Raw genomic sequence first — 16125 nt, 5'->3', positions numbered from 1 at the left:
ATCCATTAAAATAACCTATTTTTGACCTTTTGGTAAAAACACTATGAGTACAGAAAAAGATAATAAGAACAAAGATTATTCAGCGGGTAATATTACCGTTTTAGAGGGATTAGAAGCAGTAAGGAAAAGACCTGCCATGTATATTGGCGATGTCGGAATAAAAGGTCTTCATCACATGATCTGGGAGGTTGTAGATAATTCTATTGATGAAGCCATGGCGGGGCATTGCTCTGAAATCAAAGTAGAGTTAAATGAAGATAATTCAGTTACTGTTACTGATGATGGCCGTGGTATTCCTGTTGATATTCACGAGAAAGAAGGTCGGTCTGCATTAGAAGTTGTGATGACTGTTTTGCATGCTGGTGGAAAGTTCGATAAAGATTCTTATAAAGTATCTGGTGGTTTGCATGGGGTAGGGGTTTCCTGTGTAAATGCTTTATCAACCATGCTCAGAGCTACGGTTTATAGCAGGGACGGTAAAATTTATGAACAAGAGTATTCTGAAGGTTTTCCGAAAGCCCCTGTTAAGCCTGTGGGTGAAACGGACGTAACGGGAACAAAAATTCAGTTTAAACCAGATGAGACTATATTTATAGAATCTGTTTATAAATATGAAACTGTTGCTTCTCGATTAAGGGAATTGGCGTACTTGAATGCTGGTATTAAAATCAAATTAATCGACCATCGAGAAAAGGATGAAGAAGGAAATGTAAAAGAAGAAGACTTTTTCTCAGAAGGAGGTTTATTAGAGTTTGTTGATTACTTAGATGGTAGCCGAGAGAAATTAATTCCGCAGGCTATATACATGGAAGGGGAAAAGAATGGTGTTCCTGTTCAAGTTGCTTTAAATTACAATACCTCTTATACTGAAAATGTAGTTTCTTATGTGAATAATATTAATACTATTGAAGGAGGTACACATGTTTCTGGTTTTAGGAGAGCTTTAACACGAACGTTAAAAAGTTATGCTGACAAATCAGGGCTTTTAGAAAAGCAAAAAATTGAAATCACAGGTGATGATTTCCGAGAAGGATTGACGGCTATTATTTCTGTAAAAGTAGCAGAACCTCAATTCGAAGGTCAGACCAAAACTAAATTAGGTAATTCGGATGTGATGGGAGCAGTCGAAAGCTGTGTTTCCGAAACACTTCAACATTTCTTGGAAGAAAATCCTAGAGAAGCAAAAACCATTGTTCAGAAGGTGATTTTAGCAGCGCAAGCGAGAAATGCAGCTAAGAAAGCTCGAGAAATGGTGCAAAGGAAGAATGTGATGTCTGGAAGTGGATTGCCAGGTAAATTGGCAGATTGTTCTGAAAAAGATCCTGCAATTTGTGAATTGTATCTGGTAGAGGGTGATTCAGCAGGAGGTTCGGCCAAACAAGGTCGTGACCGTAATTTTCAAGCTATTCTGCCTTTGAAAGGTAAGATTTTAAATGTAGAGAAAGCCCAAGAGCATAAGATCTATGATAACGATGAAATCAAAAATATCTTGACCGCTTTGGGAGTTCGATTTGGAACTGTAGATGATGAGAAAGCGCTAAACCTTGAAAAATTAAGATATCATAAAATAGTGATCATGACGGATGCTGATGTCGATGGTTCTCACATTCGAACGCTGATTCTTACTTTATTTTTCCGGTATATGCGTGAATTGATTGATAAAGGATATGTTTATATCGCTCAACCACCATTATACTTAATTAAAAGAGGAAAGACAGAGCGCTATGTATTTACAGAGGATGAAAGAGTAGAAGTAGTTAAGGAAATATCGCCAGATGGCACCGAAGGAGCCGTTCATTTACAACGATATAAAGGTTTGGGTGAAATGAATCCTGAGCAGCTTTGGAATACTACAATGGATCCTCAAACTAGAAAAATGAAGAAGGTGTCCGTAGAATCTGCTGCTGAAGCGGATCATTTGTTTAGCATGTTGATGGGGGATGAAGTACCACCGAGGAGAGACTTTATTGAGAAAAATGCCAAATATGCTAAAATTGATATTTAAAAATTTTCATTAAATCACTTATATTAAGGCCTGAGTTTATCGCTCGGGCTTTTTTGTTGGCGAGAATTTCATGTCTTTCTGAAAATCAGCATATATTTTTTTACTGTTTTGATTAGCCAACTTATTAAAGCGTCAGAATGACGTCCAAATTGCATTAATTTAGTTTCGATAATGATAGATACTGCAAATAGAATTAAAGGAGTTGAAGAATATTATTTTAGTAAAAAACTTCGAGAAGTTAGCGCTTTGGATAATCCTGATTTCCCAGTTATAAATCTTGGAATAGGGAGTCCAGACTTGGCTCCACATAAGCAGGTAGTAGATGCTCTAAATCAATCTGCTATAAAACATGATGTACATGCTTATCAATCATATAGAGGAATTCCAGAATTGCGTAATGCTATCGCTGATTATTATCTAAAATACTTTGAGGTGGAATTAAGTGCTGAGGAAGAAATCTTACCTTTAGTCGGTTCCAAGGAAGGGATCATGCATATTACACAGGCTTTTGTCAATAGTGGAGATACGATTTTGGTTCCAAACCCGGGTTACCCTACCTATGCAGCAGTAGGTAAATTGGTGCAAGCGAATATCCAGTACTACAATTTAGCAGAAGGGGATAATTGGCAAATCGATATCGATTCACTGAAGAAATTGGAGTTGAACAAAGTTAAATTACTCTGGCTCAATTCTCCTCACATGCCTAGTGGAGTGCAATATTCTGTGGATGTGCTCCAACAGTTAGTTGAATTAGCTAAAGAGCACCGATTTCTGATTGTAAATGATAACCCTTATTCTATGATTTTGAATAAGAAGTATCAAAGTATAATGTCTCTGGAAGGAGCCAAAGATGTGGCGATAGAGTTGAACTCATTAAGTAAGTCACATAATATGGCAGGCTGGAGAATTGGTTGGTGTATGGGAAACTCCGCATTCCTCAATGCAATTTTGAAAGTAAAAAGCAATATGGATAGTGGTATGTTTAAGCCTTTGCAACTTGCGGCAACTGCAGCTTTGAAATTAGAAGATAAGTGGTTTGATGATTTAAATGAGATTTATCAACAAAGAAGAATTTTAGCGGAAGCAATCCTGAAGAAATTAGGCTGCACTTTTGATGAGAAGCAACAAGGACTATTCATTTGGGCTAAACTGCCTCCAAAGCTATTATCTTCTGCAAACTTGATTGATCAGTTATTGAATAATTATAAAATATTTTTAACTCCTGGATTTATTTTTGGTACACAAGGAGAGGGCTATATTAGAATCTCACTATGTGCTACTGAAAGCCAATATAGAATCGCATTAGATCGGCTTCAAAATTTTGCTTTATGATTCAGAAAATTAATAGTCTCAGTATCATTGGACTTGGCTTAATTGGAGGTAGTTTTGCTTTAGTTGTAAAGAATAAGTTTCCCGACATTATAATTTATGGCGTAGATCAAAACCCTGCTCATGCAGCAAAGGCCCTTGAATTGAATTTGATTGATGAAATTAAGACTTCAGATGACTCCAAAGTGTTGGGTTCTGACTTAATCATTTTGGCAATTCCCGTGAATGCAATTATTGAAATACTTCCGCAATTACTATCCAATATTTCGTCAAATACGGTTGTTGTTGATACGGGATCCACTAAGTCTAGTATTTGTCAAGCCGTCAGTCATCATAATAACAGATCGCAATTTGTTGCGGCACATCCAATTGCAGGAACAGAATATTCTGGTCCAGAATCCGCCTTTGAAAGCCTTTTTCGTGGGAAGAAAAATTTAATTTGTGAATTTGAATTATGCAATACCGAAGCAAAGGAGTGTGCCAATTGGTTTTTTAAGCTAGTGGAAATGGATAATATTTTTATGGATGCTGAAAGTCATGATAAACATTTAGCCTATGTTTCACACTTATCTCACATTAGCTCATTCATGCTAGGATTGACCGTTTTGAATATTGAGAAAGATGAAGAAAATATTCTGAATTTGGCTGGAAGTGGGTTTGCAAGCACAGTACGTTTGGCAAAAAGCTCTCCAGATATGTGGGCTCCGATTTTCCAACAAAATAAATCATACCTCAGCAAAGCTTTGGATGAGTATATTTTGCAATTAATGAACTTTCAGGAGCAGTTAAAATCAGACAACTTTAATGAGATTAAGGTGCTGATGCAGAAAGCAAATGAAATTAGAAAGGTTTTGGATTAACAGAAATCTCGTTATTGATTTTGACAGCCTAATTCTCTTAGCACGAAGCAATCAATTTCTCTTTTGCCTCTTTCATGCCTTCAACTGCACCTTTAGCTATTGCTGTAATTTGATTAGTACCATAGTATTCCGGAGTGCTAGGGTCTATCACATAAATAGGGATATTTCTTTGCACCTCATGAATTAAGCTTGCTGCAGGATAGACCTGCAATGATGTACCAACCACTAATAAAACATCTGCTTTGGCGGTTATTCGAGCTGCAGGCTCAATCATCGGAACCATTTCACCAAACCAAACAATATGCGGCCGCAATTGAGAGCCTTTCTCACATAAATCTCCTTCTTTGATTTCCCAGCCATTAAGCTCATATATTAGATTTTCGTCAACACAGCTTCTTGCTTTTTTTATTTCACCGTGTAAATGTAAAACTTTTGAAGAACCGCCTCTTTCATGCAGATCATCTATGTTCTGAGTTATGATTTGAACATCATAATCCTTTTCTAATTCAGCTAGCATTTTATGTGCTTCATTTGGTTCAGCATCTAAAACAGCCTTCCGTCTTTGGTTATAAAAGTCTAAAACCAAGCTTTGGTTTTTGGCCCAGCCTTGTGGAGATGCCACTTCCATTACGTCATGGCCTTCCCACAGACCATCTGTTCCCCGAAATGTTGGTATACCACTTTCTGCACTTATTCCAGCACCTGTTAAAACTACTAAGTTCTTTCGCATAACTATATATATTTGAAAAGATACAATCTATTTTTAGTAAGTTTCGTTACAAGCTTCAATATAATAAAACCTGAAAAAATGTTAGTAAAAAAAATTTTAATTGCCCTAGTAATTTTTAGCAGTTTTGCTTGTGTTACTCAGAAGAAATATGATGAGCTTCTAGCCGAAAAAGTCAAGACTGACGCTGAAAAAATGGAGTTGGAAGATAAGGTGGAAATGAAAAATAACACCATTGAATCTTTAGAATCGCAATTATTAGAAGCACAAGAGGAACTTGAGCAAAGCAAAAAAGCGTATCAGGCTTCTCAAAGTAGTCTGGATTCTTTACAGCAACAATATGAAACACTGAATGATTACTATGATAAGTTGATGAGTAGTAGTGGGAAACTCAACAAAGATCTTTCTAATAAAGAAAAGCAATTGCTTCAAATGGAGGCTGACTTAGAGATTTCCAAACAAAGAAATGATGAATTAGCTGCAAATTTAGCGGAGCGCGAAGAGAGAGTTGCGGAACTTGAAAAGGTGTTGGCCGATAAAGAAGCTGCAGTTAATGCTTTAAAACAGAAAGTAAGTGAGGCACTACTAAATTTTAAGGAAAATGATTTAACGGTAGAGGTCAAAAACGGAAAAGTTTATGTTTCACTAGCTGAGCAGCTCCTTTTTAACTCGGGCAGTACTGTGGTAGATGCAAAAGGTGCTGAGGCACTAAAGAAATTAGCCCAAGTTCTTAAAGACAGTCGAGATGTGAATATTGTGGTTGAAGGACATACGGATAATGTTCCGATTTCAGGGAACAACAAATATTTAAAAGATAATTGGGATTTAAGCGTGCTTAGAGCTACTTCCATTGTACGGATTTTGACTCAAAATGGGGCTTCTCCTGATAGGGTTACTGCTGCGGGGAAAGGTGAATTTGCACCGAAAGCCGCAAACGAGAATGCTGAAGGTAGAAAAGAAAACAGAAGAACAGAAATTATCTTAACTCCTAAGTTGGATGAGTTATTTCAGATTTTAGAAAGCAATTAGTTGGAAGCTGGAAGTTAGAAGTAGGAAGTATTTTTAACTTCCTACTTCGAGCTTCTTACTCCAAAATCGTCACTTTCTCCATCACATCCCCTTGACGAATTTCATCAATGATATCTAAACCTTCATACACTTTTCCAAAGGCAGTGTGCTTGCCGTCCAAATGTTGAGTATTTTGTCTGCTATGACATATAAAGAATTGAGAACCTCCCGTGTTTTTTCCAGCATGCGCCATTGATAAAACTCCTTTTTCATGATGTTGCTTGTCTCCATCTGTTTCACAGTCAATGGAGTACCCTGGGCCACCAGCACCTGTTCCATCAGGACAACCACCTTGTACCACAAAATCGGGAATCACTCTATGGAAAGTTAAACCATCATAAAATCCTTCTTTTGCCAATTTGTGAAAGTTTTTTACCGTATTGGGTGTGGCATCATCATAAAATTCAATTTTTAATGTGCCTTTGTTCGTTACTATTTCTGCTTTGCTCATAATTATATATTAATCTTATTGAAATTACTAGTCTTAATCAATCCGGCTTGCTTTTCTGTGTTCTGTACTTTTAAATACTATTGCGTTGCCAAACGAGTTGTTCAGTATCCGCCATTTCATCAATTATATTAGCTTCTTTTAAGGTGTATACTACATTTTTCAGCATCTTATTACTAACCCAGCCGTCCGTAGCCCATTCAGTAGCATGATACCATTTGGCAGCGTCTTCTTTTTTAATTTTGAATCGTTCACTAACCATGTTTACTGCGTCTTCATTTTCCATAAACATGGCAGAAGTACGTTGTATTTGCCGTAGTACTCTTGATATATCCTTGGGCCTTTCATTAATGATTTCAGTATGTGCTGCTAATACGAAGCAGGGCCAAGGCGTTACATATTCACCGATACGTTTCAATTCTCCTCTTTCAACATAAGGCTTGGTGGTGTACTTTTCCCAATAAAAAACATCTGTTTCCTGCTTTTGAAGTGATGCTAATGCGCCTTTTAGGTTTTGGATAATTTTGAACTGCGATTCCTCTATTTTTTTATCATTATTTAAAGCATCTACTATTGGCATTAAGTGTGAACCGGATCCAATTCTACTAATGGCAAACTGCTTATCGTAAATCTCTTTATGGTCTCTTATCGGGTTCTCTGTTCCGCTATGTATGCCCCAAATTAGTGGGCTTTTTACATAACCGCTGATGATTTTGGCAGGCACACCTTGTAAAATCCCACTCACTATACCTTCTGTTAAAATAGCACAAATATCAACTTTATTATTGATGAGTGCTTCTCTCATTTCGCCTGTGCCTCCTTCAAATGTTATCCATTCAATTTGTAAGCCTTCATTCTTAATGGCTCCGGATTCTATTGCTAGGTGGATTGGTGTATTGTAATGTTCTGGTACTCCGCCTATTCTTATGGTTTTACTCACAGTATTCTTCCTTTTTTGAGTGTACAAACATACAATCTTTCTTTTTTGAATTAATGAAATATCACAGGTTTTGTTTGATTTTTCGCCCTTTATGACATTTTCATTACACTTTTTGAGCTGTTTTTCCGTTCTTCGCAGGATAATTCAACAGCATGCCAAAGAAGAAAAGAAAAAACAGTCTAAAGAACAAAATTATCAAATACATATCCTTGCTGATTGGCTTCGGGTTTTTACTATTAGTTTTGTTTTTCTATAGTATCAAATCTGGCCTGTTTGGAAAATTACCAAATGAAGAGTTTTTGACTAATATTAAAAATTCTCAAGCTACAGAAATTGTGGATGAGAATGGGGAAAATATTGGCTTCCTTTATCGTAATTTTCGCTCTAATGTAGAATTTACTGATTTTCCAGACCATCTTGTCGATGCTTTAGTTGCAACAGAAGATATCCGTTTTTTCGAGCATTCAGGTATTGATTATCGAAGTTTGCTACGAGTTTTAGTGAAAACTATAATTCTACAAGATCGATCGGGCGGAGGTGGGAGCACCTTATCTCAACAGTTGGTAAAGAATTTATTTCCTCGTGAATATTCGAATAAATTTGAGATTCTTGTAATCAAAATCAAGGAAGCCATTATTGCTCAAGAGCTGGAGCAAATATATTCTAAAGAGGATCTACTAACTTTATATCTAAATACAGTTAGTTTTCCAGATAATACTTTCGGCATTGAGGCCGCTTCACGCACTTTTTTTAACAAGCCAGTAAATAAGTTAGATTTAAGCGAATCGGCCATTTTAGTAGGAAGTTTGAAAGCTACTTACACATTCAATCCAAGAATATTTCCAGAGAATAGTATAGATAGAAGAAATATTGTTCTGTCCCAAATGAAAAAGTATGATAAAATAAGTGAAGAGACATACTTAAAGGCTGTTAAGGAAGATATTGAATTAGATTACCGTCCTATGAAGGCGGACAAGGGGATCGCTCCTTATTTTAGGGAACAAGTAAGGAAGAACCTGATTTCATGGGCTGAAAAATATGAAAAGGAAACTGGCGAATCACTTGATATATATGGAGATGGTTTAACAATTCATACTACCTTAAATAAAAGGATGCAGTTATACGCTGAAACTGCTATGAAAACGCATATGCAGAATTTACAAAAAGCTTTCGAAGAAAATTGGGGCAATCTTGCGCCTTGGAAAAAGAAAGGAGTTTATCAAAAGCATATTCAAAGAACTCACCATTATAAAGCCTTAAAATCACAAGGGAAAACCGAGCAGGAAATTCAACAAATATTGAGGGAGAAAAAGAAAATGCAAGTTTTCAACTGGTCGGGTGCTGAAGTACAGACTATGAGTGTTATTGATAGCATTCAGCATGCATTAAAAACGTTGCAAGCTGGATTCTTAGCAATAGAACCGAAAACCGGGGCTGTTAAAACCTGGATAGGAGGAATTGATTTTGAATACTTCAAATATGACCATGTTTCACAAAGTAGAAGACAGCTTGGTTCTACTTTTAAGCCTTTTGTGTATTTAAATGCATTGGAGAATGGAGTGAAACCCTGTGAGTACTTTCCTGCCAGTGCAGTTGCATATGAAAACTTGGAAGGATGGAAACCAACCAATAGCGATGATGAGGATTACACATATGTAAATGTTAATATGCAGGAAGCGCTAAGGAAATCCATGAATACTGTCTCTGTCAAAATATTAGAAGAGACTGGTATTCCATCATTACTAGAGTTTGCTGAAAATGTTGGAATAGAATCTAAATTGCCCGAAGTCCCTTCATTGGCACTAGGAACTGCAGAGCTTACCATGCTTGAATTAGCAAAAGCCTATTCTTCTTTTTTAAATGATGGCAAATCTTCAGAACCATTTTTTATACAAAAGATTACTAATAGTTCAGGAACTGTATTGGCAGAATTTGAGCCAGAGAAGCAAAATGAAAAAGCGTTTTCCACACTTAATCAAGAAATGATTTTAAAAATGATGCAAGAAGTTGTCAATTCAGGCACTGCATCAAGATTGAGATGGAGATATAAATTGAATAATGATATAGCAGGTAAAACTGGAACCACTCAAAATAATAGAGACGGTTGGTTTGTAGGACTTTTACCAAATCTGGTGGTGCTAAGTTGGGCAGGGACAGACATAGGAAGTATTGGTTTTAGAAGTACATCAATTGGACAGGGCGCTAATTCTGCTTTACCCATTTTCGGATTATGGATGCAAAAAGTAAATGCTGATGCTAGCTTAAATCATTACAGTAAGAGCAAATATCCCAGTTTATCAGAAGAAGCAAAGGGCTTGATGGACTGTCCTCCTATTAAGGAAGATGGATTTCTAAAAAAGCTCTTCACAAATCCTGACAAGGAAAAAAGTAAAAATTTTGAAGAGGAGGGAAAGCAAAATCAAGGATTATTTAAACGAATTAAGAAGTTGTTCAAAAAGGACGAGTCATCTGACTAAATAGCTTTTTTTTGAACGTTTATTTCATTCAAGACTAAACCAGATTTCATCACCAGGTTTTAATTGCGCTATTTGATCTAAGTCCTTATCAGTTATATTCACAATTCTAGGATATCCACCTGTTGTTTGCGCATCATTTAGTAGTATGATGGGCTGACCACTACTTGTAAGCTGGACAGTTCCCGGAATAATACCCGAGGAAATCATTTCTTTCTTTTCTTCTAATGCGGTTAGTTCTGTTTTTAATCTATAGCCCATTCTGTTGGCATCTTGAGTGATCAGGTGACCTTGGCCAAAGAACTTTGCGATCGCAGTCCTTGAAATGTTTTCAAATTCAGGTCCAGGTTTTACTTTTAATCTTATTTTATTGGCTAAAGGGGGAGTTGAAGTATTTTTGTCTAAAGTTCCGTTTTTGTTCAAATGTGCTGATTCAATTTTCAATTTAGAGCCTTTTTTGATTATGCTATCGGGTGTTGCTTCAGCTGCTTGCAAAATAGGGCTAGCACTTCCTTTCCATTTCTTGGCGTTCCATTTACCTGCAACGGCCATATAAGCCCTGCATCCATAATTTAACTGTCCGAACCTAACAATCGTACCACTTTTCACATGAAAGGCTTCTTCGTTTTTTACAATTTTATTATCAATGTAAATATCAAACTGTGCTCCCGTTACAGCCACTAAAGCATCTGTATCAAATAGAATTTCAGGCCCCATCATGGTTATTTCTAGCACGGGGGTTTGTTGCTTGTTACCAACCAAATAATTAGCCAATTCGGCAGAACGTTTATCTAACGCTCCTCCAATTGGAACTCCCAAATGTTGCAGACCTGCTCTTCCTTGATCTTGAACGGTTGTTTGCATTCCTGCTTTCAAAAATATTAAGGTCAGTTCACTTTGCTTCATCTTGAATCTTTTTAAATTCTGTGGCAGAAATAGTATAAAACTTAACCAGATCACCCATTTTTAATAAAAAAGGCTCTTCTTTTCTTGAGTTAAATATTTTTAAAGGTGTTTGACCAATCAATTGCCAACCACCCGGTGCCTCGCTAGGGTAAATTCCAGTTTGAATACCTGCTAATCCCACACTTCCAGATTTTACGAGCTTTCTTGGAGTTGATTTTCGTTTACATTCTAATTCTTTTGGTAATTTACCCAAATAAGGAAATCCAGGCAAAAAGCCCATCATATAAACATCATAAGTCTGACTAGTATGTAAAGAAATGATATCTTCTTGACTTAATTTTAAATCTTGAGCAAGAGATTCGATGTCAGGGGCATAATCTGTTTCATAGCAAACTGGGATTTCAATGATTTTTGATTTTGATTGAGTTTGTTCTGGCTTTATGCCTAATTCCTTGATCTTATCTTTTAATATTTCAAAATTGATAGATTCAGGATCAAATACTACCGTAATGGAGCAGTAAGCAGGAATTTGATAAACAACTTCTTCAATATTAATAATGGCATTATGATAAGATTTGACTAATTGATGAGTTTCAGAGTCAATCTTTTGTTCAAAATTAATGAGCAAAGCATTATCTCCATAAGGAATAATTTCCATCACAGTATTAATTTTTTTATGCTGATTTTATTTTCTATTTGATGTATGGCTTTCAATATATCCTCTGCTAACGGGTTATCTCCATGAATACATAAACTATCTACTTCCAAGTTGATTTTCCTTCCGCTTGCCGTTTTGGCTTCACCATTTTTGACTATTGATTGGAATTGTTCAATGCTTTCTTCAACACTTTGCAAAACAGATCCCTCTTCTTTTCTGGACATCAATTGGCCATCTTCTTGGTATTTCCTGTCCAAAAAACCTTCTCTGATAAACTTGAATCCAAATTTCCGAGTGAATTCTTGAAAAGGACTTCCAGCAAGTCCCAAAATGGCCAGGCTAGGATTGATTTCATTAACTGCTTTAAGAAAAACTTCTGCCTCCTTTTTATCATGGGCAATTGTATTGTACAATGCACCATGGGCTTTTACATACTTCAATTCTCCTCCCAAACTTTTAACCATGCCTTGCAATGCTGCAATTTGGTACTTAATAGTTGCTTTTAATTCATCACTTGAAAGCCTTATTTTACGCCTTCCAAATCCAGCTAAGTCCGGATAGGAGGGATGTGCACCAATTTGCACGTCATAATATATTGCCTTCTTGATAGTATTTTCCATGTGTAAAGGATCACCACCATGAAATCCACAAGCAATATTGCATGAGCTGATATAAGGGAAAATTGCATCGTCATTTCCCATTGAAAACTGACCAAAACTTTCACCTAAATCACAATTAATATCTATTGAAGCCATATTATTCATTATATAAATCCCAATGCACCAATTATACTTTTTATTCCCAAAATTAAAGTCACAATAATAACCACAACGCCAGTAACATTTATGAGTTTTGAATTCACATGTTTTCCCATGAGCGCCTTGTCATTGACAATCCATAAAAGATAGATGGCCAGAATTGGGAGAAGTAATCCATTGGCTACTTGTGCAAATAAAATTAAGGCAGTTGGACGGAAACCTAGTGAAGCAATTATGATACCTGTAAAAAGTACAAAAGCCCACACCATTTTAAATTTTTTGTTTTTTAATCCATGTTTCCAATCCAATATCTCTGATGTGGCATATGCTGCCGCTAATGGTGCTGTTATACTTGAAGAAAATCCAGCGGCTAAAAATCCGAAAGCAATAAAATGAGATGACCAACTTCCTAAAAGTGGATCGAGTTGATGCCCCAAAGCACTGATCCCATCAATTTCTTGAGGGCTTCCTTTAAATGCTACGGCAGCTGATATCATTATAGCCATCGTAATGATTCCGCCTAAACTTACGGAAAGGATAGTGTCAAACCTTGATAATTTCAACGAGTCACCATCTTTCCATTTTGTTTTACTAGCGGATGCATGCAGAAATAAATTGTAGGGAACCACAGTGGTGCCAATCAAACCCACTACCATCAATCCTGCTTTATCAGGAATTACCGGGATAAAAAGGCCTTCCATGATTTCAATAAAAGAGGGTTGTAATAGTAAAGCTGCAAGAATGAAAACTATTCCCATTAAACTTACTAAAAGAACTAAAAATCGCTCAATATATTTGTATTTGCCTACAAATAATAGTGTAAAGGCAATAAGACCAATCAAGATTAACAATATATTGGTTCCAAAAATTTGAGGAAAGTTCTCAAAGCCCATGACTGCGCCAGCCAAATTCCCTGATTCATATGCCGCATTTCCAATCACAATGGCGCTGATTACCAGAAAATAACTTAAATATTTTAGGAATCTACTTGAGGACTTTTTGCGAATGGCTTCACCTAGCCCCATTTTTGCTTGCGTCCCCAATCTTGAAGTCATTTCCTGGAGGATTATTGTCGCAATGATAGAAAAAAGCATGGCCCATAGCAGTGTATAACCATATCCCGCTCCAGCCATGCTAGCAGTTGTAACAGTACCTGGCCCAATAAATGCGGCAGCCACTATCATTCCTGGTCCCAATTGCTTTAAATCTTTTAGCATTCACTTTTTTGCCAAAAGTTAATATAATTATCGGGAATGCTTAGGAGACCGCTTTATATTCTTCTTCAAAAATGCTACTGTCATCAGCAAATTTCTCAATCAGATCTAAATCAAGTCTATCAGTAAGGCTCTTGGAATAATGTAGTTTTTTAAGTCTCAATCCTTTATCCACTAAGAATTCGGCAGGAATGGTGTTTAGAGACTCCTGCTCTTCAGGCATATTCATAGGGACACCTGTAAACTTAGCCTTAATGGCGGTTTGAATAAAGCTTGTGATGTGGCTATTTCTAGATATTTTTTTTGATTCCTCTAGACCATATTTAGCATAGATTTCTTTATCGGGATCCGATATCAGCGGAATTGGTGAGACCTCTTTATGAAAAGTGCTTCGCAATAATACACTTTCCTTGGATTCGAAAAAGAATATCATTTCTAGTCCTTTTGCTTTTAATTTTTCATGTACTTTAGTTAAAGCATGAACCCTTAAATTACAAAACGGACAACCGGCATGTCTAAAAAATCCAATAAGTAACTTTTTTTCTTTATAATCCTCTAAATTAATCTGACGACCAAATATGTCTTTTTTATTGAATAAGGGGGCTAAAGCTGTAGAATGAAGTGTCATATAAATATTTATATTTTAAATGTATCTACACGAACGTATGAACTAGCATTTTTGGTTTTAATTTGATCGATAATTCATGATCATTTAACGAAATATATATTTTCTCCTTAACTTTGCCCTTTCTGTCAATAAAAGTTGTTGACATCACAAAATAAATGTGTCACCAAAGCAGGGCTGTGAACCCTGTGAAAACGTGAATTATGAGCAAAAAAGGAAGAGTATTAGTAGCCATGAGCGGTGGAATAGACAGCTCATTGGCAGCCGTTCTATTGCACGAACAAGGCTATGAGGTCATTGGCATGACAATGAAAACATGGGATTACGCCTCATCTGGCAGTTCCAAAAAAGAAACGGGTTGTTGCAGCTTGGATTCCATCAATGATGCCCGAAACTTAGCAGTTAATTTGGGTTTCCCACACTACATTTTGGATATCCGGGAGGAATTTGGTGATTACGTAATCGATCATTTTACCGATGAATATTTGGCTGGAAGAACCCCTAATCCCTGTGTTTTATGCAATACCCATATTAAATGGGATTCATTATTACGAAGGGCAGACAAATTAGGCTGTGACTATATTGCTACTGGACATTATGCCAAAGTAAGAGAGGAAAACGGCAGGTTTGTTATTTCCAGAGGGAAGGATTTGAATAAAGATCAATCTTACGCACTTTGGGGAGTTTCTCAGGAAAGTTTAAGCCGAACAATCTTACCATTAGGGGATTTAACAAAACCAGAAATTCGTAAAATGGCAGAAGATAAGGGCTTTTACGAATTGGTAAATAAATCTGAGTCTTACGAAATCTGTTTTGTTCCTGACAATGATTACAGAGGATTTTTAAAAAGAAGAGTAGAAGGATTGGAAGAAGAAGTGAAAGGGGGAGAATTTGTTCTTGAGGATGGAACTGTAGTTGGTACTCATGAGGGATATCCATTCTATACTGTCGGTCAAAGAAAAGGTTTGGGAATTGCATTAGGATATCCAGTTTATGTAACTGAAATTCAAAAAGATAAAAATAGAGTAGTTCTAGGTACTTTTGATGAACTTTCCAGAGATGGAATGTATGTTAAAAACCTAGTGATGAGTAAATATACTGCACTTAACGACCGCCTTGACACGGTAACTAAAGTTAGATACAATGATGACGGTGCTCCTGCTGTAATTGAACAAGTAGGGGACACCATGAAAGTATTCTTTGGCAATGGAATTCCTGCAATTGCACCAGGCCAAGCTGCAGTTTTCTACGAAGGAGATGATGTGATAGGCGGAGGTTGGATTCATTCGTCATTTAATCAGCAAAAAATAAAAAATGAGGCTTTATCTAATTCTATTTAGTCTCTTTATAATTTTCGCTGCCTGTGAAAATTCAACTGTAGCTCCTAATGAGGAAATATTGGGGCTACAGTTTTTTCCTATTGATTTTCAAAACGCAGATAGTTACTCAGTTGAAGAGATTAATTACAATAATGATGGCACCATCGATACCCTCCGTTATTCTATTCAAGATGAGTGGACAGATTCGGTTGCAATAGACAATGGAATTAAATTAGAAGGATATCGCTACAATATCAATCATAATGGGGATAAAGAGATTGTTTCTACGATTGTAAAAACCCGAACTACGAATCTTGCTAAATTAAAATTAGGCAATGCAGAAGAAGTGAAGTTAAGTTTCCCCGTAGCAGAAGGTAAAAGCTGGAACGGTAAACCTCAGGAATTTGAAGAAGACGAATTTACCATTTCTGGAGCTTTCCAAGACAAGGAGCTTGCAGATTCAACTTTTGAGAATACTGTTCAAGTAATCCAAGAAGACAACCAAGATTCAATAGCCAGTTATGACCAAAGAATTGAGGTCTATGCTGCTAATGTTGGATTGATTTATAAAGTATCGTCTCAATTGGAATTTTGTAGAGAAACAGAATGCTTGGGATTACAAGAGATCGAGTTTGGGAAAACTGTTCGAATGCGTAGAGAATTTAACTAAGATCTTTCAAAAAGAGATTTTAATTCGTTAGAAAACTATCAGTTTCCTCTATTCTAATGACAATCTTCAATGACGCAATTTTTTGCGTTTTTAACTTCTCACTTCTATCTGTTTATAATTACCC

15 protein-coding genes are annotated in these 16125 nt (G+C 36.4%); 7 read left to right on the top strand and 8 right to left on the bottom strand.

The genetic code is table 11. The features are described from left to right. Window positions 1-43 precede the first annotated feature (43 nt). From gyrB to AAC601_RS13165, 3 genes are all read left to right on the top strand, one after another. Window positions 44-2005: a DNA topoisomerase (ATP-hydrolyzing) subunit B gene (gene gyrB, locus AAC601_RS13175; protein WP_340153528.1), complete on the top strand. Its 1962-nt coding sequence runs from the start codon at window positions 44-46 to the stop codon at window positions 2003-2005. A gap of 171 nt (window positions 2006-2176) precedes the next feature. Then, window positions 2177-3337, top strand: coding sequence for an aminotransferase class I/II-fold pyridoxal phosphate-dependent enzyme (locus AAC601_RS13170; RefSeq protein ID WP_303269483.1), 1161 nt, complete (start codon window positions 2177-2179; stop codon window positions 3335-3337). Continuing rightward, on the top strand, window positions 3334-4194 hold the full coding sequence (locus tag AAC601_RS13165) for a prephenate dehydrogenase (RefSeq protein WP_340153527.1): 861 nt from the start codon (window positions 3334-3336) through the stop codon (window positions 4192-4194). The genes AAC601_RS13170 and AAC601_RS13165 overlap by 4 nt, the downstream gene beginning before the upstream one ends. Window positions 4195-4231: 37 nt before the next feature. Here AAC601_RS13165 and AAC601_RS13160 read toward each other — a convergent pair whose 3' ends face one another. Continuing rightward, on the bottom strand, window positions 4232-4924 hold the full coding sequence (locus tag AAC601_RS13160) for an NAD-dependent deacylase (protein WP_303269479.1): 693 nt from the start codon (window positions 4922-4924) through the stop codon (window positions 4232-4234). Window positions 4925-5002: 78 nt separating this feature from the next. On the opposite strand from AAC601_RS13160, the gene AAC601_RS13155 reads away from it, so the two are divergent. Beyond that, on the top strand, window positions 5003-5950 hold the full coding sequence (locus AAC601_RS13155; protein ID WP_303269477.1) for an OmpA family protein: 948 nt from the start codon (window positions 5003-5005) through the stop codon (window positions 5948-5950). A gap of 55 nt (window positions 5951-6005) precedes the next feature. On the opposite strand, the gene AAC601_RS13150 is transcribed toward AAC601_RS13155, so the two are convergent. Next, window positions 6006-6440: a peptidylprolyl isomerase gene (locus AAC601_RS13150; RefSeq protein ID WP_340153526.1), complete on the bottom strand. Its 435-nt coding sequence runs from the start codon at window positions 6438-6440 to the stop codon at window positions 6006-6008. Window positions 6441-6510: 70 nt separating this feature from the next. Further along, window positions 6511-7377 (bottom strand): substrate-binding domain-containing protein, encoded by an 867-nt coding sequence (locus tag AAC601_RS13145; RefSeq protein ID WP_340153525.1) that lies wholly within the window; start codon window positions 7375-7377, stop codon window positions 6511-6513. A gap of 152 nt (window positions 7378-7529) precedes the next feature. On the opposite strand from AAC601_RS13145, the gene AAC601_RS13140 reads away from it, so the two are divergent. Continuing rightward, window positions 7530-9854 carry a transglycosylase domain-containing protein gene (locus AAC601_RS13140; protein ID WP_340153524.1) on the top strand — a complete coding sequence of 775 codons (2325 nt, stop codon included), beginning with the start codon at window positions 7530-7532 and terminating at the stop codon, window positions 9852-9854. Window positions 9855-9878: 24 nt separating this feature from the next. Here AAC601_RS13140 and AAC601_RS13135 read toward each other — a convergent pair whose 3' ends face one another. The 5 genes from AAC601_RS13135 to AAC601_RS13115 are packed head-to-tail and all read right to left on the bottom strand — an operon-like array spanning window position 9879 to window position 14015. Next, the gene (locus AAC601_RS13135; protein WP_340153523.1) at window positions 9879-10757 is read right to left on the bottom strand and encodes a biotin-dependent carboxyltransferase family protein; all 879 of its coding nucleotides are present in this window, start codon (window positions 10755-10757) and stop codon (window positions 9879-9881) included. Beyond that, window positions 10744-11415 carry a 5-oxoprolinase subunit PxpB gene (gene pxpB, locus AAC601_RS13130; RefSeq protein WP_340153574.1) on the bottom strand — a complete coding sequence of 224 codons (672 nt, stop codon included), beginning with the start codon at window positions 11413-11415 and terminating at the stop codon, window positions 10744-10746. Before pxpB ends, AAC601_RS13135 begins: the two co-directional genes overlap by 14 nt. Continuing rightward, entirely contained in the window at window positions 11415-12170 is a 756-nt protein-coding gene (locus tag AAC601_RS13125; protein ID WP_340153522.1) for a 5-oxoprolinase subunit PxpA, read from the bottom strand. The genes pxpB and AAC601_RS13125 overlap by 1 nt, the downstream gene beginning before the upstream one ends. 8 nt (window positions 12171-12178) lie before the next feature. Then, complete coding sequence (locus AAC601_RS13120; RefSeq protein ID WP_340153521.1) at window positions 12179-13390, bottom strand: Nramp family divalent metal transporter; 1212 nt, start codon at window positions 13388-13390, stop codon at window positions 12179-12181. A gap of 40 nt (window positions 13391-13430) precedes the next feature. After that, complete coding sequence (locus tag AAC601_RS13115; protein WP_303269464.1) at window positions 13431-14015, bottom strand: redoxin domain-containing protein; 585 nt, start codon at window positions 14013-14015, stop codon at window positions 13431-13433. A 200-nt stretch (window positions 14016-14215) separates the two neighbouring features. Here AAC601_RS13115 and mnmA point away from each other — a divergent pair, with 200 nt between their 5' ends. Next, the gene (gene mnmA / locus AAC601_RS13110) at window positions 14216-15352 is read left to right on the top strand and encodes a tRNA 2-thiouridine(34) synthase MnmA (RefSeq protein WP_340153520.1); all 1137 of its coding nucleotides are present in this window, start codon (window positions 14216-14218) and stop codon (window positions 15350-15352) included. After that, complete coding sequence (locus AAC601_RS13105; protein WP_340153519.1) at window positions 15327-16001, top strand: hypothetical protein; 675 nt, start codon at window positions 15327-15329, stop codon at window positions 15999-16001. Before mnmA ends, AAC601_RS13105 begins: the two co-directional genes overlap by 26 nt. The last annotated feature ends 124 nt before the right edge of the window (window positions 16002-16125 follow it).

The organism is uncultured Marivirga sp., from assembly GCF_963974845.1.
GTDB lineage: Bacteria > Bacteroidota > Bacteroidia > Cytophagales > Cyclobacteriaceae > Marivirga > Marivirga harenae.
The sequence above is the reverse complement of the archived record's forward strand: the minus strand, read 5'-3'. Positions and strand labels throughout refer to the sequence as shown.